We start from the raw sequence: 20,723 nt of genomic DNA on the forward strand, positions 1-20,723 counted from the left end.
CTCGGTGGGATCGACGCCCCGCCCGGAGCGCCGACCCCACCGAGACCGGGCGGCCCAGCCCTCGGTGGCCTGGCCATCTCGTCCTGGGGGTCGCGTCAGCCCTTGGCGGCGGTGAAGCCGGCGTCGAGGTCGGCGATGATGTCGACGATCGACTCCAGGCCGACCGACAGGCGGACCAGGCCGGGGGCCACGCCGGTGGAGGTCTGCTCGACCTCGGTCAGCTGGGAGTGCGTGGTCGACGCCGGGTGGATGGCCAGGCTGCGGACGTCGCCGATGTTGGCGACGTGGCTGTGGAGGGTCAGGCCCTCGACGAAGCGCTGGCCGGCCTCCTTCCCACCGGCGATGACGAACGCCGGCACCGAGCCGTAGCCCTTGCCCTCGGTGAGCTGGTTGGCCCGCTCGTGCCAGCGCGACCCGGGCACGCCGGCCCACTGGATCGACTCGACCTGGGGGTGGTCGGTCAGGTGGGCGATCACCGCCGCGGTGTTGGCGTTGTGGCGCTCCATCCGCAGGCTCAGCGTCTCGAGGCCCTGGAGGAGCAGGAACGAGTTGAACGGGCTGATGGCGGCGCCGATGTCGCGCAGCAGCTGGACGCGGGCCTTGAGGATGTAGGCCCCCGGCCCGAGGGCGGGCCAGTACTGGAGGCCGTGGTAGCTGGGGTCGGGCTCGGTGAACTGCGGGAAGCGCTCGGCGTGGGCGCCGAAGTCGAAGCTGCCGGCGTCGGCGATGATGCCGCCGATCGAGGTCCCGTGGCCCCCGATGAACTTGGTGGCGGAGTGGACGACGATGTCGGCGCCGTGCTCGAAGGGGCGGATCAGCCAGGGCGTGGCCACGGTGTTGTCGACGATGAGGGGGACGCCGACCTCGTGGGCCAGGTCGGCCACGCCGCGGATGTCGAGGACGTCGTTGCGCGGGTTGCCGATGCTCTCGCCGTAGAACGCCTTGGTGTTGGGGCGCACCGCGGCGCGCCAGGCGTCGAGGTCGTCGGGGTCGTCGATGAAGGTGGTCTCGATGCCCATCTTCGGCAGCGTGTAGTGGAGGAGGTTGTAGGTGCCCCCGTACAGGGCCGCCGACGCGACGACGTGGCTGCCGGCCTCGGCCAGGTTGAGGATGGCGATCGTCTCGGCCGCCTGGCCCGAGGCCACGGCGAGGGCGCCGGGGATGCCGAGGGCGGTGTCGGGTGCCCCCTCGAGCGCCGCGACCCGCGCCTCGACCACCGCCTGGGTCGGGTTCATGATCCGCGTGTAGATGTTGCCCACCTCGGCCAGCCCGAAGAGGTTGGCGGCGTGGGCGCTGTCGCGGAACTGGTACGACGTCGTCTGGTAGATCGGCACGGCCCGGGCCCCGGTGGTCGGGTCGGGCTCCTGGCCGGCGTGGATCTGGCGGGTCTCGAAACCCCAGTCGGTGCTCATGCCCGGGACCCTAGCGCCCGAAACCCGACCTCATCGGTCAGGAATCGCTCCGAGCAGGGCGATCCGCAGGTGAGGGGTCCTGTCCCCCCTCTGCACGAGACCGATGACACGGGGGCGTCGCCGTCGTACTGTTCCGCCCCGAGCGCCGGGGTCGGCCGGGTGCTCACGACCGTGGGAGGTCACCGTGGGGATGCCCCTTCTGGCCCAGATGCCGGCGCCGTTCGCCGCGACCGGGCTCAAGCCCAGCTTCGTGCTGGCGTTCGTGCTGCTGGACCTGGTGCTGATCATCGTCGCCGCCCGCCTGTGCGGCGCCCTGGCCCGCAAGGTCGGCCAGCCCGCGGTGGTGGGCGAGATCATCGCCGGCGTCCTGCTCGGCCCCACGCTCCTCGGGCCCAAGCTGTTCGAGCTGTCCAACCCGCCGGACTTCCTCCACTGCGACATCTCCAACTCGCCGGGGATGGCCGGATCGGAGTTCGTGCCCAACGTGTCGGCCTGCCTCTTCCCGCCCCAGTCCCGCAGCATCCTCGGGGTGCTCGGGCAGGTGGCCCTCATCTTCTTCATGTTCCTCGTCGGCATCGAGGTCAACGAGCGGGCCCTCAAGGGCAAGGAGAAGGGCATCGGCCTCGTCGCCGTCGGCGCCGTCCTGGTGCCCATCGCCCTCGGCTTCGCCATCACCCCCATGCTGTTCAACGAGGACTTCGTCGCGAACTTCGGCACCGCCGACGAGCCCAGCAAGCTCGGGTTCACCCTGTTCGTCGGCGCCCTGCTCTCGGTCACGGCCTTCCCCGTCATGGCCCGCATCCTCCAGGAGAAGGGGCTGACGACCAGCCCGATGGGCGCGACCGGCATCGCCGCCGCCGCCGTGGTCACGATCCTGATGTTCCTGACCATCGCCACCGCGGATGGCGTGGCCAAGGAGCGAGACCTGGTCAAGATCCTCCAGGTCTGGGTGATCGCCGCCGTCTACATCGCCGTCATGTTGCTGGTGGTGAGGCGGCTCCTGGCCCCCCTGGGCCGGAAGTACCAGGAGACCGGCGTCTTGTCCCCCGACACCTTCGCCATCTTCGTCGGGGTGGCCGTCGCCTCGGGCTACGTGGCCGACCGCATCGGCATCAACGTGATCGTCGGCGGGTTCATGGCCGGGCTGGCCATGCCCGAGCCCCGGGCGGCCATCTGGAAGGAGATGACGACCCGCCTCGGCGAGGTGACGGCCGTGATCCTCCTGCCGGTCTTCCTGGCCTTCAGCGGGCTCAACACCGACTTCACCCAGCTGACCGTCGCCGCCGTGCCGGGCATCATCGTCCTCGTGATCGCCGGCATCGTCGGCAAGCTCGTCGGTGGCGCCGTGTTCGCCAAGCTCGGCGGGCTCAGCTGGGCCGAGGGCACCGTGATCGGGGTCCTCATGAACTGCCGCGGCCTGCTGGTCCTGGTGGCCGCCCTGGCGGCCGTCGATGCCGGCGCCATCAGCCCGCTGCTCCAGCTCGGCGGCGTCGTCATGGCCCTCGTCACCACGGCGATGACCGGGCCGCTGTTCGACGCCACCATCACCAAGGTCGACACCCCGTCGGAGGCCGAGCCCCAGCCCGCCTGACACCCTCGGACCGCCCCGTGTTCCCGCCCGGGACGGGTGACCGCACCCCGGGCACCGGCCCCCCTGGTCGCCCTCTCCGACCAGGCGTACCGTCGCCCTCGACCCCGCCCCTCGTCCCACGGAGACCCCCGTGACCGCCCCCTACGAAGGCCAGCAGCTCCCGCCGCACCTGCAACCGCCCAAGAAGCGGAGCAAGGCGCCGCTCCTGATCGGCCTCGGCGTCGTCGCCCTCGCGGTGGTGGCGTTCCTCGCCTTCGGCGTCTTCGAGGTCCACACGCTCTTCACCGACGAGAAGGTGGCCGAGGAGGGGCCGGTGTTCGACTCCGGCGCCGCCGCCGACGCCTCGGCCGACGCCGATGCCGGCGCGACCACGGCCCCCGCCGGCGACGATGCCGCCACCGACGCCCCGGCCGTGACCACCGCGGCCACGGGCACCTTCGACGGCGTCGACCACCCCGGCGAGGGCACGGTGAACATCCTGACCGACGGCAGCCAGACCTTCGTCCGCTTCGAGGACGACTTCTCCACCGACAACGGCCCCGACCTCTACGTCGCCGTCGTCGTCGGCGGCGAGCGCATCGAGCTCGAGGAGCTCAAGGGCAACGTGGGCTCGCAGAACTACGAGCTGCCCGCCGACATCGACCCCGCCTCGATCGAGACCGTGCAAGTGTGGTGCAAGCGCTTCGACGTGGTGTTCACCGAAGCCTCGCTCGCCTGACCCGAAGACCCGCAGTCCCAGACCTGATCATGACGGCGCCCGGGGGGCGCCAGGGAGACCGCCGTGACCGACAACAGCTCGACGATCAGCATCAACAGCTCGGCCATCGCCGCCGCCGCGGACATGCCGGACCCCTCGGGGTCGGGGGAGCCGGGCGACCTCAACGCCCAGCTGATCGGCACCGACATCTGGACCGACCAGATGGTCATCGACGCCGGGATCCCCATCCACGACGTCCCGCTCGTCTCCGTCGGTGGCGGCATCGGCAGCTTCGTGATGGCCGACTTCCTCCGCATCGCCGGGATGCCGGCCAACCAGATGCGGGTCCTCACCAACCTCGACGTCCCGTGGCAGACCTACGAGTACCTCACCAAGGTCTCGCAGATCCCTCGCCCCGAGCGGCTCCGCTCGGACTCGCAGTCGATGCCCGACAACATCTGGGGCTTCCCCTCCTTCGCCTTCCGCGAGGCGTGGAAGGAGAAGACGATCGACCCGATCTACAACGTCTGCACCGAGCCGATCCTGCGCGACTACTACACGCCTCGCGCCGGCCACGTCTTCGAGACGATGGAGAAGGAGGCGGCCCGCATCGGCTACTGGGACATGGTGTCCAAGGGCCAGGTCCGCATGGTGCGGCGCCGCTACGGCGGCGGCTACTTCACCATCCTCACCCCACCCCAGGGCACCTCGGCGACCAAGCGGGTCGCCTTCCGCTCGACCTACGTGCACGTTGCGGTCGGCTACCCGGGCGTGGCCTTCCTCCCCGACCTCCAGGAGTACCGCTCCAAGTACGACGACTACGTGCGGGTCGTGAACTCCTACGAGCCCCACGAGCACGTCTACGAGGAGCTCAAGCGCCGCCCCGGCGTCGTCGTGATCCGGGGCAACGGCATCGTCGCGTCGCGCGTCCTCCAGCGGCTCATCGACGACCGCGACCGCGACGGCCTCCAGACCCAGATCCTGCACCTGTTCCGGACGTACCGGACCGAGTCGTTCGGCCCGAGCATCTTCCTGCGCCGCAAGGCCCGCAACGGCTGGATCTACCAGGGGTTCAACTGGCCCAAGTCGGCGTGGGGCGGCGCCAACAAGCGCAAGTTCGAGAAGCTCGAGGGCCAGGAGCGGGCCGAGTTCTACAAGCTGCTCGCCGGCACCACCACACCCAACCGGAAGGACTGGAAGGCCCAGCTCAAGCGGGGCACCGCCGAGGGCTGGTACCGCACCTACACCGGGACGGTCGACTCGGTCGTCCCCGGGCCCGACGGCACGGTGATCACCAAGGTGAAGGCCAAGGACGGCAGCCTCCTCGAGGTCCCGGCCCACTTCATCATCGACGCCACCGGGCTGGAGGCGAACATCCGCGAGCACCGCCTGTTCGCCGATCTCCTCGACCACTCCGGGGCCCAGCTCAACCCGCTCGGCCGCCTCGACGTCGAGCGCCACTTCGAGATCCGTGGCACCCAGAGCCACCCGGGCACGATGTACGCGGTCGGGACGATGACCCTCGGCGGCTACTTCGCCGGGGTCGACACCTTCCTCGGGCTCCAGTACTCGGCGCTGCGCGTCATGGACGACCTCGCCGCGCGCGGCTTCGTCAAGAAGATGGGCCCGTTCCGGAGCACGGCCCAGTGGTGGCGCTGGGCCCGGCACAAGCCGCTGGCCAGCTAGGGCCCCCACCCTGCGACCCTGTCGCCATGGCCGACCGACAGGGCACCCTCGACGGGCCGGCGCGGGCGGTGCTCGACGACAGCACCGCCCTGCTCGAGCGCTGGCGGCGCGGCCACGCCGGTCGCCCCGACGAGGAGAGGATCAAGCTCCTCCTGCTCGCCCTGGAGCGGGAGCAGATCGTCTCGGTCGCCTACCGGGAGGACGTCCTGGCCGCCCGCATCGGGCGGCTCGGCCTGCCCGACGACGCCGCCGCCCTGGTGCGGCGGGCGCTGCTGTGGGCGTGGAAGGACGAGCAGCTGCACACCGAGTACGTGCGGGGCCTGCTGCTCGGGTCGCGGCGCCCCGTCCCCGCCGCCGTCGTCGCCGGCCGCCAGGTCGTGGGCACGATCTCCGGGTGGGTCACCGCCGTGCGCCACCACCACGACCCGGCCGAGGCGCCGATGCGCACCGCGGCGGCCGGGGTCCTCGTCCTGGCCGCCCGCCTGACCCGCCGCATCCCGGCGGCGCTGGCCGACGAGCTGCGGTTCCGATCCCTCCGCCGGTACCTCCTGCTCAACGTCGTGCTGGAGCGGACGGCCGAGCTCGCCTACCTCCGCCTGGCCGAGGTTGCCCGCGCCGTGGGCGACGACGACGAGGCCGAGACCTTCACCCGCATCGCCACCGACGAGGCCGGGCACGGGTCCGCCTTCGCCCTCCTGGCCGACGCCCTCGACGGCGACGACCGCTGGACCGGTCCGACCGAGGCCGTCGCCGCCGCCCTCCGGGACGTCAGCCCCTGGTTCGTCGCCCTGGACCGGCGCCGTCCGGGCCCGTCGGGCCGGTCAGGCCCGCCGGGCCGGTCGGCGACCGACGGCGGGCTCGGGTCGGGGGCGCCGGTGCACGTCCGCGCCGCGGCGCCGGGCACCGCCGACCCCACCGCGACCACCGCGGCGGTGCTGTCCGACGTCGGGCTCGACCGCCTGGTCGCGCCGGGCTCGCGCGTCGCGATCCGCACCGCGTTCATGTACGGCTACGACCGGCGCGACCGCTCCAACGTCGTGGATCCCCGGATCGTGCGCGCCGTCGCCGCCGCCGCCCGGACCGCCGGGGCCGACGACGTCGCCGTGCTGGAGGCCCGCACGGTGTACGGCCGGTGGTTCGCCCACCGCTCCGTGGCCGAGGTCGCCGCCTACTTCGGCTACGGCGACGAGGCGTACCGGGTGGTCGACATCGACGCCGACCTCGACCCGTGGACCTACGAGCGGGGCCTGGGCCGCCGCACGATCTGCCGCACCTGGCGGGACGCCGACGTGCGCATCGTCGTGGCCAAGGCCCGGGCCGACCCGACCGAGCACGCCCACCTGGGCCTGGCCACCCTGGAGGGGAGCGCCGGACGCCACGACGAGACGGTCCACCCCGGCCGGGTGGTGGACTTCCGGACGGCCACGATGATGGCGCTCGACGCCGCCGCCCCCGACCTCGCCGTCGTGGATGCGTTCGGGCCGGTCGCCGACGGACCGTTCGGCATCATGGGGTCGCACCGACCGGCGGAGGGTCGCCGGGTGTACGCCGGGCGCGACGCCCTCTCCGTCGACGTCGCCGTCCTGGCCGACCTGGGTCAGCCCGACCCGACCCGCAGCCCGATCGTCCGCACCGCGGCCGCCTGGTTCGGCGCCGACCTCCGAGCGCCCGAGGTCGTCGGCGATCGCGGTGCGCCCGACGGCTTCCGCGGCCCCACGCCCACCGTCGTGCACAGGGCGCTGGCCGGGCTGGGGTACCCCGTCTACGTCTACCTGGGGGGCCGGGGCCAGCGGTTCACGCCCCGGATGGACGCCGCCGCCTTCCCACCACTCGGCCCGGTGTCCCTCCTGACCCGGGCGACCCGGTGGCTGGCCCAGGTCCCCTTCGGCCTCCGCCCTCCCCCCTGAGCCATCGCCACGGATGGTGCCTGGCACCATCCGTGTGCATCAGCCGGTGAAGCGGGCGGGCCCGGGGACCGGGACCGCTGGTGGGGCCGGGCTCGGGGCCGGCGGCTCGACCGGGGGCGGGGGCGGGGGCGGGGCCGCCGCCTCGACCTCGACGGCACCGACGTCGCACCGGGCGCCCTGGGGCCGGGCCACGCCCCGCTGGTCCTCGGCGATGCCGGCGCAGTCGGCCCCGTCGAGCAGCGGGCTGCCCGACGCCGGGACGCGGGTCGCCGTCGGTCCACCGTTCGCCCCCAGGGCCCCGAGGCCCGGATCGCCGACGCCCGGCTGGTCGTCGGCCCCGGCTCCGAAGCCGCAGGTGCCGTCGCCGTCCACGTTGGCGCCGGCCGAGGTGGTCGACGCACCCGGGTCGATGGCGCAGTCGGCGCCGGGCCCGTCGCCGGCGACGACGGAGCCGTAGCTGATCAGGTCGTCGGAGCCGGGCTGGAGCTCGATGGCTGCGCCGACGGACGCGGAGTTGCCGGCGACGGTGGCGAAGAGCAGCTCGACGGCGGTGTTCACCACGGCGATGCCACCACCGCTGGCGGCCGTGTTGCCCGAGACGGTGCTGTTGACGAGGTCGGCGACCTGGTCGACCCAGATCCCCCCACCGGCACCACCGGCGGTGTTGCCCGAGACGGTGGACGAGTCGAGCGTGACCCGGATGGCGGCGATGCCGCCGCCGACGCTCGACGCCGCGTTGCCAACGACCGACGACCGAACCAGGCTCACGGCGGCGGTGTCGGCGGCGATGCCCCCGCCGATCCCGGCGGCCAGGCTGCCCCCGGTGATCGTGGCCTCGACGACGGTCAGGTCGCCGTCGGTGTCGATGACCCGCTCGCCGGCGCACGTCTGGCTGATCGTCGCCCCGTTGCCGGTGATGGTGAGGGGCTGGGTGCCGGTGTGGGCCAGGTCGCCCTCGGCGCAGTCCGTGAGCTCGTAGGTCGCGCCGTCCTGGAGGACGATCTCGGTCGGTTCGACCGCCGCGCTCGCCTGGGCGAAGGCGTCCCGGAGCGAGCCGGCGCCGCCGTCCACCGTGGTCGTGACGGTGATCACCGCGGCCCCGGCCGGCGCCGAGGTCCCGACTGCCGTGGCGGCGGCCACCGCTCCCGCCGCCACCACTGCCCCCCACCGACGCGCTCGTGCTCCCACGGATCGTCTCCTCGTTGCCCGCGACCCAATGCGGGCCGACGGTGACAGGATGTCGCATCCCGGGCGGCGAGCAAAGCGGATCGTGTCAACCGATCGGGGGCGCGACGGGTCTGGGGGGGAACATGAGCGAGATCTCGGCGACGCCCTCCTCCTCCGCCTCCGGGCCCGCCCGGCCGGCGGACCTGGCCCCCGACCTCGCCGGTCTCTTCGCCGACCACCATCACCGCCTGCTGCGGGTGGCCTTCCTCCTCAGCGGGGACGACCGCACCGCCGAGGACCTGGTGGCCGACGCCTTCGCCAAGGCCTACCGCCACCTCGTCCGCGGGCGGGTCGACGATCCCGGGGCCTACCTCCGCCGCGCGGTGGTCAACGGCTGGAAGCGCCAGCTGGGCCGACGCATCCGAGACCGGGAGCGGGCCCGGCACCTCCGGGTCGGATGGGACCCCACCTTCGAGGACGCCACCGCCGAGCGCGAGCGGATCCTGGCCGCCCTGGCCCCGCTGCCGGCCCGCCAGCGGGCCGTCGTCGTCCTGCGCTTCCTCGACGATCTGTCAGAGGCGGACACCGCCGCCGTCCTCGGGATCAGCCCCGGCTCGGTCAAGACCCACAGCCACCGCGCCCTCGCCCGCCTGCGCACCACCCTCGAGGAGGACACGTGATCGACTTCGAGCCCGCGCTCCGCCAGCACCTCGACCGGGCCGCGTCCGACGTGGAAGCCCCGCCCGGGCTGCTGTCGACCATCGAGAGGAGGGTGGTGGCCCAGCGTCGGCGCACCGTCGCCCTCCGTCTGGCCGGCGCTCTCGTCGTCGTGGCCTTGGCTGCCGGGATCACGCTGACCGTCACGAACGGCGCCGACGATCAGGACGGTGCCACCGTGGCCACCGACCCGTCCGGCACCACCAGTCCGGCGCCTCCCGATGCGTCGACGACCGTCGTGCCCCCGCAGCCGCCGGGGCCCGTGCCCACCTCCGGGGCGTGGTCGCCGATGGCCGACGCCCCCATCGCCGGGCGCATCGACCACATGGCGGTCGACATGGACGGCGAGGTCCTCGTCTGGGGCGGCGACGGGTTCGACGGCGAGCCGCGGCTCGACGGCGCGGTGTACGAGACCGCCACGGACTCCTGGCGCAGCATCCCAGCGTCGCCCCTCCCGGGCGGTGGGTCCGCCCTCGGGGTGTGGACGGGCTCGGTGGCCCTCGTCCTGGACTGGAACGGCGGGACCTTGGCGCTGGCGGCGTTCGACCCCGCCACCGACAGATGGACCCGCATGGCCGACCCACCGAGCTCCGTCTCACGGGACGGGATCCCCTCCATCGCCTGGGCCGGCGACCGCTTGGTGCTCGTCTCGGCGCTCGGCTCGCGCGCCCAGGTGGCGACCTACGAACCCGCCACCGCGACGTGGACGGAGCAGGCCGATCCTCCGATGGTCGTCGGTGGGTTCGCCAGCGACGTGGTGTGGACCGGGAGCGAGGTCCTCTTCGTGGGCGAGGCTTCCGGGGCCGACGCCACCAGCGCGACCACCGTCGTCCTGGCCTACGACCCGGCCGCCGACGAGTGGCGCACCATCCCGCTCGGCCTGACCGACGACCAGCGCTACGCGACCGCTGCGGTCTGGACAGGGACGCACCTGCTGGTCGGCGGCGGGGCCACGCCGTCGGGCACCGGGCTGGCCGACGCCGCCCTGCTCGACCCGGACACCGGCGTGTGGACCCCGCTCCCCGACGCCCCCGCGCCGTTCAGCGGCAACCCGTTCGGGACGGAGGTGTGGACCGGGACCCGCTTCGTCGCCGTCTTCGAGCGGCCCGATGGGCTCGGCGGGACGCCGGTGGCCTTCGACATCACCACCGGCGGTTGGTCGCAGGGCCCGGAGTCGGACTCGCCGGTCGGCCGGGTCCCGACGGTGTGGTCGGGCGACCGGGTGGTCGTCCCGCTGGGTGGCGAGACCAGCCCGACGCCCGACGGGGTCGGCTTCTGCTGCGACCGCGGCCCCGCCGGCGGCACGAGCTACACGCCCTGATGCCGGTGTCCGTTCTGTCAACCCTCGTGCGCCGCCACGACGCACGAGGGTTGACAGAACGAGATCAGTCCCCGCCCGACGCGTCCTCGACCTTGGTCTTGCCGGCCGAGATCCACGGCATCATGTCGCGGAGGCCGGCTCCGACCTGCTCGATCTGGTGGTCCTTGCCGGCCTGGCGGAGCTCCTCGAAGCGGGAACCGCCGCCCTTGACCTCGCCGACGAACTCCTCGGCGAAGGCGCCGCTCTGGATCTCGCCGAGCACCTTCTTCATCTCGGCCTTCACCGAGTCGGTGATGATGCGAGGGCCGCGGGTGAGGTCGCCGTACTCGGCGGTGGTGGAGATCGAGTAGCGCATGCCGGCGATGCCCTGCTCGTACATGAGGTCGACGATGAGCTTCAGCTCGTGCAGGCACTCGAAGTAGGCCGACTCGGGCTGGTACCCGGCCTCGACGAGGGTCTCGAAGCCGGCCTGGACGAGAGCGGTGAGACCACCGCAGAGGACGACCTGCTCACCGAACAGGTCGGTCTCGGTCTCCTCCTCGAAGGTGGTGTCGAGCACGCCGGCCCGGGTGCCGCCGATGGCGTCGGCGTAGGCGAGGGCCACGCCGCGGGCGGTGCCGCTGGCGTCCTGGTGCACGGCGATCAGGGCCGGCACACCGCCGCCCTCGGTGTAGGTGCGGCGGACGAGGTGGCCCGGGCCCTTGGGGGCCACGAGGGCGACGTCGACGCCGTCGGGGGCGCTCACGTAGCCGAAGCGCACGGAGAAGCCGTGGGCCACGAGGACGGTGTCGCCGTCCTTCAGGTTGGGGGCGACGTGCTCGGTGAAGACGTCCTCGTGCTCGGTGTCGGGCAGGAGGATCATGATCACGTCGGCCTCGGCCGACGCCTCCGACAGGCCGGCGACCTTCAGCCCGGCCTCGCGGGCCTTGGCGGCCGAGGACGAGCCCTCGCGCAGGCCGACGCGGACGTCGATGCCGGAGTCGGCCAGGTTCAGGGCGTGGGCGTGGCCCTGCGACCCGTAGCCGAGGATGGCCACCTTCTTGTCGGCGAGCAGGGAGCGGTCGGCGTCAGCCTCGTAGGACACGGTGGCCATGGGTGGTTCTTCCTCGTCAGTCTCAGGGTTGGTGGGGAACTGCGGCCGGGGCGGGGGACCCGCTCACGGTCGCGAGAGGGGTCAGGCGATGTCGGCGGCGTGGGCCTCGGGGGGCACCGACGCCGTCGCCGACGCGGGGCCGCGCTGGGCGCCCAGGCGGGGCAGGGCGACCCGACCGGTCCGCTGGATCTCGCGGATGCCGAAGGGCCGCAGCATCTCCTCGAAGTCGTCCACCTTGGTCGGGTGGCCCTCGAGGGAGAGGGTGAGCTCGTCGTGGGTGACGGCCAGGATGCGGCCCTCGAAGATCTGCGCCAGCTCGACGACCTGGCCCCGGACCTCCGGGGTCGCCGAGACGGTGACGAGCAGCAGCTCGCGCTCGACCGACCAGCGGGGGTCGAGCTCGCTGATCTCGATGACGTTGATCAGCTTGTCGAGCTGCTTGACGATCTGCTCCAGCGGGGCCGACTCCACGTCGACCACGACGGTGATGCGGCTGAAGCCCTCGTCCTCGGTGGGCGCCACCGCGAGCGACACGATGTTGTAGCCCCGGCGGGCGAAGAGGTTGGCCACCCGGCTCAGCACGCCGGAGCGGTTCTCGACGAGCACGGAGAGCACGTGGTGGCGGATGGGGTCGCCGGGGAGGGCGTCTCGCCTCGTCATCAGCGCTCACCTCCGTCGGTGGGCTCCGCCGACCCGGTGGGCAGCGTGGGGCGCTGATGACCGCCGGCTCCGCAGGCTCCGCCGGCGAAGACACCTCGTTGCTCGATGGTTCGCTCGCTTCGCTCGCTCACGTCAGTGGCCCCCCTCGCCGGTCTGGACGCCGTGGCCGGCCTGGAACGGCGGGACCTGGATCTCGTCGTTGGTCGTGCCGGCGGCGACCATCGGGAAGACCTTCTCCCGGCTGTCGGTGCGGAACTCGACGACGACGGGGCGGTCGTCGATGTCGTTGGCCTTGTCGATGGCGGGCTGGATCTCCTCGGGCGACTCGACCCGGATGCCGACGCAGCCCATCGACTCGGCCCACTTCACGTAGTCGGGCAGGTCGGGCGACAGGTACACCTCGGAGTAGCGCTCCTCGTAGAACATCTCCTGCCACTGGCGGACCATGCCGAGGTAGGCGTTGTTGAGGATGGCCACCTTGACCGGGATGCGCTCGGCCGAGGCGGTGACGAGCTCCTGGGCCGTCATCTGGAAGCACCCGTCGCCGTCGACGGCCCAGACCATGCGGTCGGGGCGGCCCACCTTGGCGCCGATGGCGGCCGGCACCGAGAAGCCCATGGTGCCGAGCCCCCCGGAGTTGATCCACGTGTACGGGTGCTGGAAGCGCCAGTACTGGCTGGCCCACATCTGGTGCTGGCCGACGCCCGAGGCGAGGATCGTGTCCTCCGGGACGGAGTCGCGCAGGTGCTCGAGCACCATCTGGGGCTTGAGCTGGTCGCCCTCGGCGGGCGGCTCGTAGGCCAGCGGGTAGCGCTCCTGCCAGCCGCTGATCTGGCTGTTCCACGGGCCCCGGTCGGGGGTGGTGGCCCCGGCCGAGAGGCGCCGGCGGAGGGCGGCGACGAGGTCCTCGATGATCAGGCGGCAGTCGCCGTGGATCGGCACGTCGGGCCGGCGGACCTTGCCCAGCTCGGCGGCGTCGATGTCGGCGTGGATGATCTTGGCCTCGGGGGCGAACCCGGCGACCTTGCCGGTGACCCGGTCGTCGAAGCGGGCGCCCAGGGCGATCAGCAGGTCCGAGCGCTGCATGGAGGTCACGGCGGTGTAGTTGCCGTGCATGCCCGGCATGCCGAGGCACAGGTCGTGGCCGTCGGGGAAGGCGCCACGGGCCATCAAGGTGGTGACGACCCGGATCTGGGTGAGCTCGGCCAGCTCCCGCAGCGCCTCGGCCGCCCGGGCCTTGAGGATGCCGCCGCCCACGTAGAGGACGGGGCGCTCGGCGGCGAGGATCAGCTCGGCCGCCCGCTCGATGGCCTCGGGGTCGCCGGTCGTCGCCGGGTGGTAGCCCGGCAGCGACGCCTCGACCTCGGCGTCGGTGGGCCAGTCCCAGCCGGTGGCCGAGGCCGGGTTGGTCGGGTCGACGATGTCCTTGGGGATGTCGACCAGGACGGGCCCGGGGCGGCCGGTGGTGGCCAGGTGGAACGCCTGGCGGATGACCAGCGGGATCTCGTCGGCCGAGGTGACCAGGAAGTTGTGCTTGGTCACGGCCTGGGTGATGCCGGTGATGTCGCACTCCTGGAAGGCGTCGGTGCCGATGGCCGCCCGGGGCACCTGCCCGGTGATGCACACCATGGGGATCGAGTCCATGTAGGCGTCGGCGAGGGGGGTGACGATGTTCGTGGCCCCGGGACCCGAGGTCACCATGGCGACCCCCGGGCGGCCGGTGGCGTGGGCGTAGCCCTCGGCCATGTGGCCGGCGCCCTGCTCGTGGCGCACGAGGATGTGGCGGATCGTCGAGTCGAGGACGGGGTCGTACACCGGGAGGATGGCCCCACCGGGGAGGCCGAACATCACCTCGGTCCCCTCCATCTCGAGGGCACGGATCAGTGCCTGTCCTCCGTTCATGTCCATCGTCTCGTCTCCTGGGTCTCGGGCTTCGTGGGTTGGTGGGGGGTCAGACGTGCGCTCTGGCGCCTCGCCGACGCTCGTGCGGCGGCTGAAAACGACGACGACCTCCCCGCGAGGGGAGGTCGATGGAGCGCACGCGATGAGATGCCGGCGGCGTGCGCTCTAGGGCCCGAGTACGAGGAGGGTGCCGGTGGACATCGCTCGGCAGCATCGCGCACGGCGGCGGACCCCGTCCAACCTGATGCGCGGCCGGCGCCACCGGTCGAGCCTGGGTCCCCTCCCCGACCCGGGGGCGGACCCGACCACGACGCCCCAGGCCAGGGCTACAGTCCCGCAGGTTCCCGGGGCCCGATGGGGGGCTCGGACCTTGATGGAGGTGCGCCATGACACCGGTCTTCCTGGGCCGCATCCAGACGAGGATCTACGTGTCGCTCCTGATCGGGGGCTTGTGGACCCTGATCATCAGCCCGTTCCTCCTCCTCGACCCGCCGGGCCCCGAGGGCTTCGGGCCCGTGTTCGCCATCGACTCCATGGGCGGGTCGAACGCCATCGCCCAGACCTACAAGCTGACCTTCGCCGCCCTCCTCATCACCACGGTGTTCGGCTGCCTGGTGTGGGAGCCGATCTACCACCTCCTCATGCAGTTCCGGTGGGAGAAGGACTGGCCGGCGTTCTTCCACCTCCTGCAGGTGTTCCCCGAGGGTCTCTCGACCTTCCTGCTCCTGCACGTCGCCGTGCTGAACCCCTTCGGCGACATCGGTCCCGACAAGGAGCAGTTCGTCCCCGTCCCCGCCTACATCTTCCTGTTCGTCACCACCTGGATCATCACGTGGCTGTTCGCCAACGGCCCCATGAAGATCTTCTTCCTCCGTTGGCGCTTCAACGGCGGACGGCTCGTCTGAGAGGGCACTCCATGGACCGCATCGCCGACTACACCTTCATCCAGCCCCTCGGGGAGGGCAGCAGCGGGAAGTACTTCCTGGCAGCCACGCCCCCCCGGCTGGGCATCGCCGCCGACCACGTCGCCGTCAAGGTGCTCCAGGTCTCGGCCGGGGAGGAGGCGTTCCACCGCCTGACCCGCGAGCTGCGCACCTTCGCCAAGGTCCGCAGCGCCCACCTCGTCACCCTCTACGACGCCGGCCAGGAGGGGGGGCAGTGCTACTACGCCATGGAGTACTGCCCGGGCGGATCGCTGGCGTACCCCACCCGCGAGCTGGGACGGACCGAGACGATCGCCGCCGTGTCCGCCGCCGCCCGGGCCGCCCACGACCTCCACGAGGCGGGCATCGCCCACCGCGACATCAAGCCGGCGAACATCCTGCTGACCGACGACGGGGCCAAGCTCGCCGACCTCGGCCTGGTGCAGATCCTCGCCCCCGGCCAGACCATCACCGGGCTCGGCGCCGTCGGCTCGGTCGAGTACCTCGACCCGGCGATCATGCGCGGCGAGCGGGCCTCCCGGGCCACCGACATCTGGGCCCTCGGCGTGACCCTCCACCGGGTCCTCTCGGGCAAGGGGGTGTACGGCGACCTGCCCGACCGTGACCCGCTCCTGGCGGTCCGGCGCGTCCTGTCGTCGCCGCCCACCCTGGACTCCTCTCTGTCCGACGCCGAGGCCGACCTCGTCCGCCGCTGCCTCGACCCCGACCTCTCGGCCCGGTACCGCACCGCGGCCGAGGTGGCCGACGCCCTCGACGCCCTTGGGAGCGCCTCATGAACCTCAGCGAAGGGCGCCTGGCGCCCGTCCCCGGCTCCGACGGCCTGGTCACGCGCACCCCGGGCGCCGTGCTGTTCGTCGCCGGCCGCACGCCGGTGCACGAGGTCCGGAGGATCACCGAGATCGTCACCGGCGCCCGCGGCGACGCCCCCGCCCGCCCCCTGGCCCGCGAGCTGGCCTCGCTCGTCGCCGGCGACGAGGACGGGTCGCTGCCCGGCTTCGCCGTGGTGGCCGCCTCCCCCGGCGGCACCTACGTCCGGGTCTACGGCGCCGTCGAGGTCCACCTCCACGGCGACGACGGCCAGGAGATGCTCACCGGCGTGGGCTCGTTCACCGGCGTCGACCGCGAGCTCGCCGGGACGTTCCACACCATCGCCGTCCAGCCCGCCGGCCAGCCCGTCCCCGCCCCGGTCTTCGACGTCGACGTGCAGGCCGGCACGGCCCCGGGCAACGGCTTCTCGATCACGACGATGACCTCGCCGACCGACGCCCCCGTGGAGGTGCCCCCGTCGACCGAGGCCAGCGGGGCGCCGGCACCGGCACCACCCGAGGAGCCGGGCGCTGACTCCGGCCCCGGCTCCGGCTCCGGCGAGGCCGATGCCGTCGCCGCCATGCACGTCGTCGGCGGGTCCGCCCCCGCCCCTGGCTCCGAGCCCGAGGCCGACGTCGTCACCCCGGGGCCCGACGCCGCCGTCGACGCCCCGACCCAGGCGTGGACCCCGTCCACCGCCGACTTCGAGGCCGACGACATCGCCGCCGCCCCGGCCGACGAGCCGGCGTGGGGCTCGGTCGCACCCGACGCGGCGCCGAGCGAGGCGCCCGTCGCCGAGGGCGTCCCGCTCGACACCGGTGCCGACGCGCCGGCCCCGGAGGCGCCGACCACGGTCCAGCCCCCCCAGGCGCCCCCGTCGCTCGGCAAGGCCCCGGCCGCCGAGGCGCCCGGCACGCCCACCCCGCCGCCCGACCTCCCGTCGACCAGCGCCGCCCCGTCGTCGGCTCCCGCCGAGCCGGTGCCGTTCGAGGCCCTGCCCGTCGCCGACCCGGCGCCGGCCCCCCCGCCGCACGAGCCGGCGACCACGGCCCTCCCGGTCGCCCCCCCGGCGGACGAGGCCCCGGCGGCGCCCGAGCCACCTGCGGCGGCCGCTCCGGCCGGCGGGTTCACCTCGCAGCTGCTCGGTGCGCTCGACGAGGACGAGCCCGACGAGCGCGAGCCGCTCCCGGTCGAGCTCGACCCGGGCGAGGTCCGCCAGCCCGACGCCCAGATCACCGCCGAGGTCCAGGTCCAGGGCGTGATCTGCTCGCGGGGCCACTTCAACGACCCCCGGTCGCGGTTCTGCTCGTCGTGCGGCATCTCCATGGTGCAGAACACCCAGATCCTCACCAACGGGCCCCGGCCGCCGCTCGGCGTGATGGTGTTCGAGGACGGGGCGACGTTCTCGCTGTCGTCCGACTACGTCGTCGGCCGCCAGCCCGACGTCAGCGAGCTCGTGCAGCAGGGCCTGGCCCTGCCCCTCCCGGTCGACGACCCCGAGCGGTCGATCTCCCGGGCCCACGCCGAGCTCCGCCTCGTCGACTGGGACGTCCACCTGGTCAACCTGTCGGGCACCAACGGCTCGTTCGTGTGGGACGAGAACGGCCAGCAGTGGGTCCCCATCCCCGAGGGCCAGTCGGTCGTGCTCACCCCCGGCATGCGGGTCGCCCTCGGCCGCCGCAGCGCGGTGTTCGAGTCCAGCCTCGTCCGCTGACCCGTCCCGCCCCGCGTTCCCGGGACGGAGGCGACGCCCGTCGAGCGAGCACGCGAGTCGTCCCGAGCGCCGGGCCAGACCGGTGCCGTGACGGTTCTCGGTGCAGATCGTGCAGCCCAGGACCGTGATCGGTACCAAGAGCGACCCAGGCCGGCCTCCCCGCCGTTCTCGGTGCAGATCGTGCAGCCCAGGACCGTGATCGGTACCAAGAACGACCCAGGCCGGCCTCCCCGCCGTTCTCGGTGCAGATCGTGCAGCCCAGGACCGTGATCGGTACCAAGATCGACCCCGAGGTCAGGGGTGGCGAGCTCAGTCGATGGGCGTGGGGGCGGCGGCCGCCTCGTCGAGGAGGGTCTCGAGGCCGGAGCGCTCGAGCTGGTTCGGGTCGGGGGCGACGAGGAGCACCGGGCACCCGAACCGCTCGGCGTCGGGCCGGGCCCGCTCGACGGGCTGGAGGCCCTCGGGGCCGGCGAAGGGTCGCACCACGGCGACGGCACCGTCGACGACGGCGGCCCCCTCCGGGGTGTCCAGCCCGGCGTCGGAGGTGCGGGCCGGGCGGCCCAGGGCCCCGAGCCGGGCGACGACGCTGGTGAAGCGCCTGGCGCCCCGCCCGGCGGAGCCGAGGCCGACGATGGTGGGGGCGGTGCCGGCGGGGAGGGCGAGGCGCACGCCGTACTCCAGGGCGGCGACGCCGGCGGGGCCGTCGCCGACCTCGACCACGGGCGGCCCCGCCACCGCCTCCTCCGGCGCCGCGGCCCGGGGCAGGGGGGCGACGACGACGCCGACGTCGGCGGGCCCCAGCGCGACCAGGGCCCCGACGGTCGCCACCCACGCCGGGTCGTCCCGGCGGTCACCGACGAGCACGAGGCGCGCGCCCATCCGCTGCGCCTGGGCGGCGATGTCGGGGGCGAGCGACGTGGTCCGCTGCGAGAACGACGTGACCGACAGCCCCTGGGCCCGGACCCGCTCCTCGAGCCCGCGCACGGTGTCGAGCTCTCCGGCGATGGTGTCGAGGAAGCTCGACAGCTCCCGTCCGCCGGCGTCGTCGGGCTGCTCCTCGAAGTTGGTCAGCACCACCTCGGCCGGCATCTGGGCCCGGGCGATGCCGCACGCCAGGTCGACCAGCGCGTCGGCGCGGGTCGGGTCGTCGATGGCGACGAGCACGCGGAAGGCGATGGCGTCGCCGAGGGAGGCCCGTTCGGCCTCGGCGATGTCGTGCTCGACCATGCGGTCGGGGTAGATGCGCTTGAGCAACGGCGAGGTCATGACCGTCGTGATGATCGCCATGAGCACGAGGGCGGTGAAGAGCGTCGGGTCGAGCACGCCCTTCTCGAGCCCGATCGACAGCAGCACCAGCTCGGTGAGGCCGCGCGTGTTCATCAGCGTCCCGATGGCCGCCGACCGGCGCCACGACATCCCCTGGACCCGGCCGGCGATCGTCGCCCCGGCGAACTTGCCCACGCAGGCGACAGCGACGACGGCGAGCAGGATGGCCACGAAGCTGCCGATGGAGATGCCCTTGCCCACCTGAGCGTTGAGCCCGGTGGTGATGAAGAAGAGCGGCAGGAGGAGGAGGACGGCGACGCTCTCGATCCGGTCGAGGATCTTGTGGGTGAAGTCCTCGGCCCCCTCCCGGGGGAACACGACGCCGAGCATGAAGGCCCCGAAGATCGAGTGGATGCCGATCTTGGAGGTGCACCACGAGGCGGCCAGGAGCATGACGAGCACGGCCGCGAGGGCGTCGGGGGGCAGGCCCCCACCCGCGGCCCTCACCCGGTCGTTGATCTTGGCCAGCACCGGCTTGACCACCACGGACATGAAGACGCCGAAGGCGATCGTCAGGCCCATCACCCGGAGGAGGTGCACGAGCGGGTTGCCGCCCCCCTCCCCGGTCGCCGACTCGACCACCGCCAGGACGAGGGCCAGCAGCGACCAGGCCAGGATGTCGTCGATGGCGGCGCAGGCCAGGGTGATGGCGCCCACGGCTGTCCCCTGCATCCGGCGCTCGTTGAGGATGCGGGCCAGGACCGGGAAGGCGGTCACCGACATCGACGCCCCGACGAAGAGCCCGAACGGGACGAAGTCGTCGAAGCCGGGTGGTTCGTAGCGGTCGTGGACCAGCCAGGCCAGGCCGAACCCCAGCGAGAACGGCAGCAGCACCGAGGTGAGCGACACGCCGGCGGCGAGGCGCTCCTTGCCCCGGATCAGCTTCATGTCGAGCTCGAGGCCGACGACGAACATGAAGATGACGAGGCCGATCTCGGCCAGCACCTTGAGGAAGGGCCGGGCCTCGAGGGGGAAGAACGTGTCGCTCAGGCTCTCGTCGAGGCCGAGCAGCTCGGTGACGGTCCCGGACCCGAGCACGAGCGGGCCGAGCGCCAGCCCGGCGAGGATCTCGCCCACGACCGGCGGCTGCCCGATGCGGCGGAACAGGGCGCCCACCGCCCGGGCCACGACCACGATGATGGCGATGTCGATCAGCACCCAGGCGACGGTGTCCTCCGAGACGCCCCCGCCGGCAGCGACGATCCAACCCGACATGCGCTCCTCCGTCCCGGGCGCTGGCCCGTGCCCGCCCGACCTCCGGGCTCGTCGGCGGCCAAGAGTACGACGCACGACCACCCTGCGGGAGACGTCCGGGGAGGCCGCCCCTGCCCCTCGCCCGCCCCGGCCCGGCAGCGGTCCCAGATCCGACGGTTCACACGGCGCAGGCGTGGAACACTGCGACGGTGCCTGCACCCGATCGCTCCCTGTTCGCCGATCGCCTCCGACGCCAGCTGCGCAGCAGGCGTCTCAGCCAGGCGTCGCTCGCCGCCCAGCTCGGGGTCAGCCAGCAGACGGTCTCCAAGTGGGTGGCGGGCGAGACCCAGCCCCGGGTGAAGCTGCTGCCGCCGCTGGCCGAGGCGCTGGGCATGGATCCGACCGACCTGTCGGCCGCCCTCGTGGCCCGGGCCGAGCCCCGGAACCTCGACGAGGCCATGGAGCTGCGGGTCGCGGCGCTCGACCGCCTCATCCGCGACCTCGACCTCGACCAGATGGACCGGGTCGAGGCCTACGTCCGCGGCCTGCGCGACGCCTCCAGCCCCCGCTGAGCCGGCGACCCGT

The 20,723-nt window shown here is 73.2% G+C and carries 16 protein-coding genes; 10 read left to right on the top strand and 6 right to left on the bottom strand.

Translation table 11 applies throughout. The features are described 5' to 3' along the window. Positions 1 to 95: 95 nt before the first annotated feature. Positions 96 to 1,412: a bifunctional o-acetylhomoserine/o-acetylserine sulfhydrylase gene (locus HC251_RS20305; RefSeq protein WP_219942418.1), complete on the bottom strand. Its 1,317-nt coding sequence runs from the start codon at positions 1,410 to 1,412 to the stop codon at positions 96 to 98. A 190-nt stretch (positions 1,413 to 1,602) separates the two neighbouring features. Here HC251_RS20305 and HC251_RS20310 point away from each other — a divergent pair, with 190 nt between their 5' ends. From HC251_RS20310 to HC251_RS26090, 4 genes are all read left to right on the top strand, one after another. Beyond that, positions 1,603 to 3,003, top strand: a complete 1,401-nt coding sequence (locus HC251_RS20310; RefSeq protein ID WP_255566760.1) for a cation:proton antiporter — start codon at positions 1,603 to 1,605, stop codon at positions 3,001 to 3,003. 130 nt (positions 3,004 to 3,133) lie between these two features. Beyond that, positions 3,134 to 3,721, top strand: a complete 588-nt coding sequence (locus tag HC251_RS20315; RefSeq protein ID WP_219942420.1) for a DM13 domain-containing protein — start codon at positions 3,134 to 3,136, stop codon at positions 3,719 to 3,721. 63 nt (positions 3,722 to 3,784) lie between these two features. Next, complete coding sequence (locus tag HC251_RS20320) at positions 3,785 to 5,386, top strand: hypothetical protein (protein ID WP_219942421.1); 1,602 nt, start codon at positions 3,785 to 3,787, stop codon at positions 5,384 to 5,386. 26 nt (positions 5,387 to 5,412) lie between these two features. Next, a complete protein-coding gene (locus HC251_RS26090; RefSeq protein WP_219942422.1) occupies positions 5,413 to 7,293 on the top strand; it encodes a DUF362 domain-containing protein in 1,881 nt (626 codons plus the stop codon). A gap of 39 nt (positions 7,294 to 7,332) precedes the next feature. Here the strand turns inward: HC251_RS26090 and HC251_RS20330 are convergent, their stop codons facing one another. Beyond that, positions 7,333 to 8,481 (bottom strand): choice-of-anchor Q domain-containing protein, encoded by a 1,149-nt coding sequence (locus HC251_RS20330; RefSeq protein ID WP_219942423.1) that lies wholly within the window; start codon positions 8,479 to 8,481, stop codon positions 7,333 to 7,335. Between the two features lie 122 nt (positions 8,482 to 8,603). Between HC251_RS20330 and HC251_RS20335 the strand changes: the two genes are divergently transcribed. Continuing rightward, positions 8,604 to 9,140: a SigE family RNA polymerase sigma factor gene (locus HC251_RS20335; protein ID WP_219942424.1), complete on the top strand. Its 537-nt coding sequence runs from the start codon at positions 8,604 to 8,606 to the stop codon at positions 9,138 to 9,140. Continuing rightward, positions 9,137 to 10,498, top strand: coding sequence for a hypothetical protein (locus tag HC251_RS20340; RefSeq protein ID WP_219942425.1), 1,362 nt, complete (start codon positions 9,137 to 9,139; stop codon positions 10,496 to 10,498). Before HC251_RS20335 ends, HC251_RS20340 begins: the two co-directional genes overlap by 4 nt. Before the next feature lie 64 nt (positions 10,499 to 10,562). Here HC251_RS20340 and ilvC read toward each other — a convergent pair whose 3' ends face one another. The 3 genes from ilvC to HC251_RS20355 all read right to left on the bottom strand — a co-directional run bounded on the left by ilvC (position 10,563) and on the right by HC251_RS20355 (position 14,159). After that, the gene (ilvC, locus tag HC251_RS20345; RefSeq protein WP_219942426.1) at positions 10,563 to 11,591 is read right to left on the bottom strand and encodes a ketol-acid reductoisomerase; all 1,029 of its coding nucleotides are present in this window, start codon (positions 11,589 to 11,591) and stop codon (positions 10,563 to 10,565) included. Positions 11,592 to 11,672: 81 nt separating this feature from the next. Beyond that, positions 11,673 to 12,251, bottom strand: a complete 579-nt coding sequence (gene ilvN / locus HC251_RS20350; protein ID WP_255566504.1) for an acetolactate synthase small subunit — start codon at positions 12,249 to 12,251, stop codon at positions 11,673 to 11,675. A gap of 132 nt (positions 12,252 to 12,383) precedes the next feature. Further along, complete coding sequence (locus tag HC251_RS20355) at positions 12,384 to 14,159, bottom strand: acetolactate synthase large subunit (RefSeq protein ID WP_219942427.1); 1,776 nt, start codon at positions 14,157 to 14,159, stop codon at positions 12,384 to 12,386. A 380-nt stretch (positions 14,160 to 14,539) separates the two neighbouring features. Between HC251_RS20355 and HC251_RS20360 the strand changes: the two genes are divergently transcribed. Genes HC251_RS20360 through HC251_RS20370 form a run of 3 tightly spaced genes read left to right on the top strand, consistent with a single transcriptional unit; the run spans position 14,540 to position 17,618 of the window. Next, positions 14,540 to 15,058, top strand: a complete 519-nt coding sequence (locus HC251_RS20360; RefSeq protein WP_219942428.1) for a hypothetical protein — start codon at positions 14,540 to 14,542, stop codon at positions 15,056 to 15,058. A gap of 11 nt (positions 15,059 to 15,069) precedes the next feature. Further along, entirely contained in the window at positions 15,070 to 15,873 is an 804-nt protein-coding gene (locus HC251_RS20365) for a serine/threonine-protein kinase (RefSeq protein ID WP_219942429.1), read from the top strand. Beyond that, complete coding sequence (locus HC251_RS20370) at positions 15,870 to 17,618, top strand: FHA domain-containing protein (protein WP_219942430.1); 1,749 nt, start codon at positions 15,870 to 15,872, stop codon at positions 17,616 to 17,618. Before HC251_RS20365 ends, HC251_RS20370 begins: the two co-directional genes overlap by 4 nt. A gap of 309 nt (positions 17,619 to 17,927) precedes the next feature. Here the strand turns inward: HC251_RS20370 and HC251_RS20375 are convergent, their stop codons facing one another. Then, positions 17,928 to 20,159 (bottom strand): cation:proton antiporter, encoded by a 2,232-nt coding sequence (locus HC251_RS20375; protein WP_219942431.1) that lies wholly within the window; start codon positions 20,157 to 20,159, stop codon positions 17,928 to 17,930. Between the two features lie 188 nt (positions 20,160 to 20,347). On the opposite strand from HC251_RS20375, the gene HC251_RS20380 reads away from it, so the two are divergent. Further along, entirely contained in the window at positions 20,348 to 20,710 is a 363-nt protein-coding gene (locus tag HC251_RS20380; RefSeq protein WP_219942432.1) for a helix-turn-helix domain-containing protein, read from the top strand. Positions 20,711 to 20,723 lie beyond the last annotated feature (13 nt).

This window comes from Iamia sp. SCSIO 61187 (genome assembly GCF_019443745.1).
Lineage (GTDB): Bacteria > Actinomycetota > Acidimicrobiia > Acidimicrobiales > Iamiaceae > Iamia.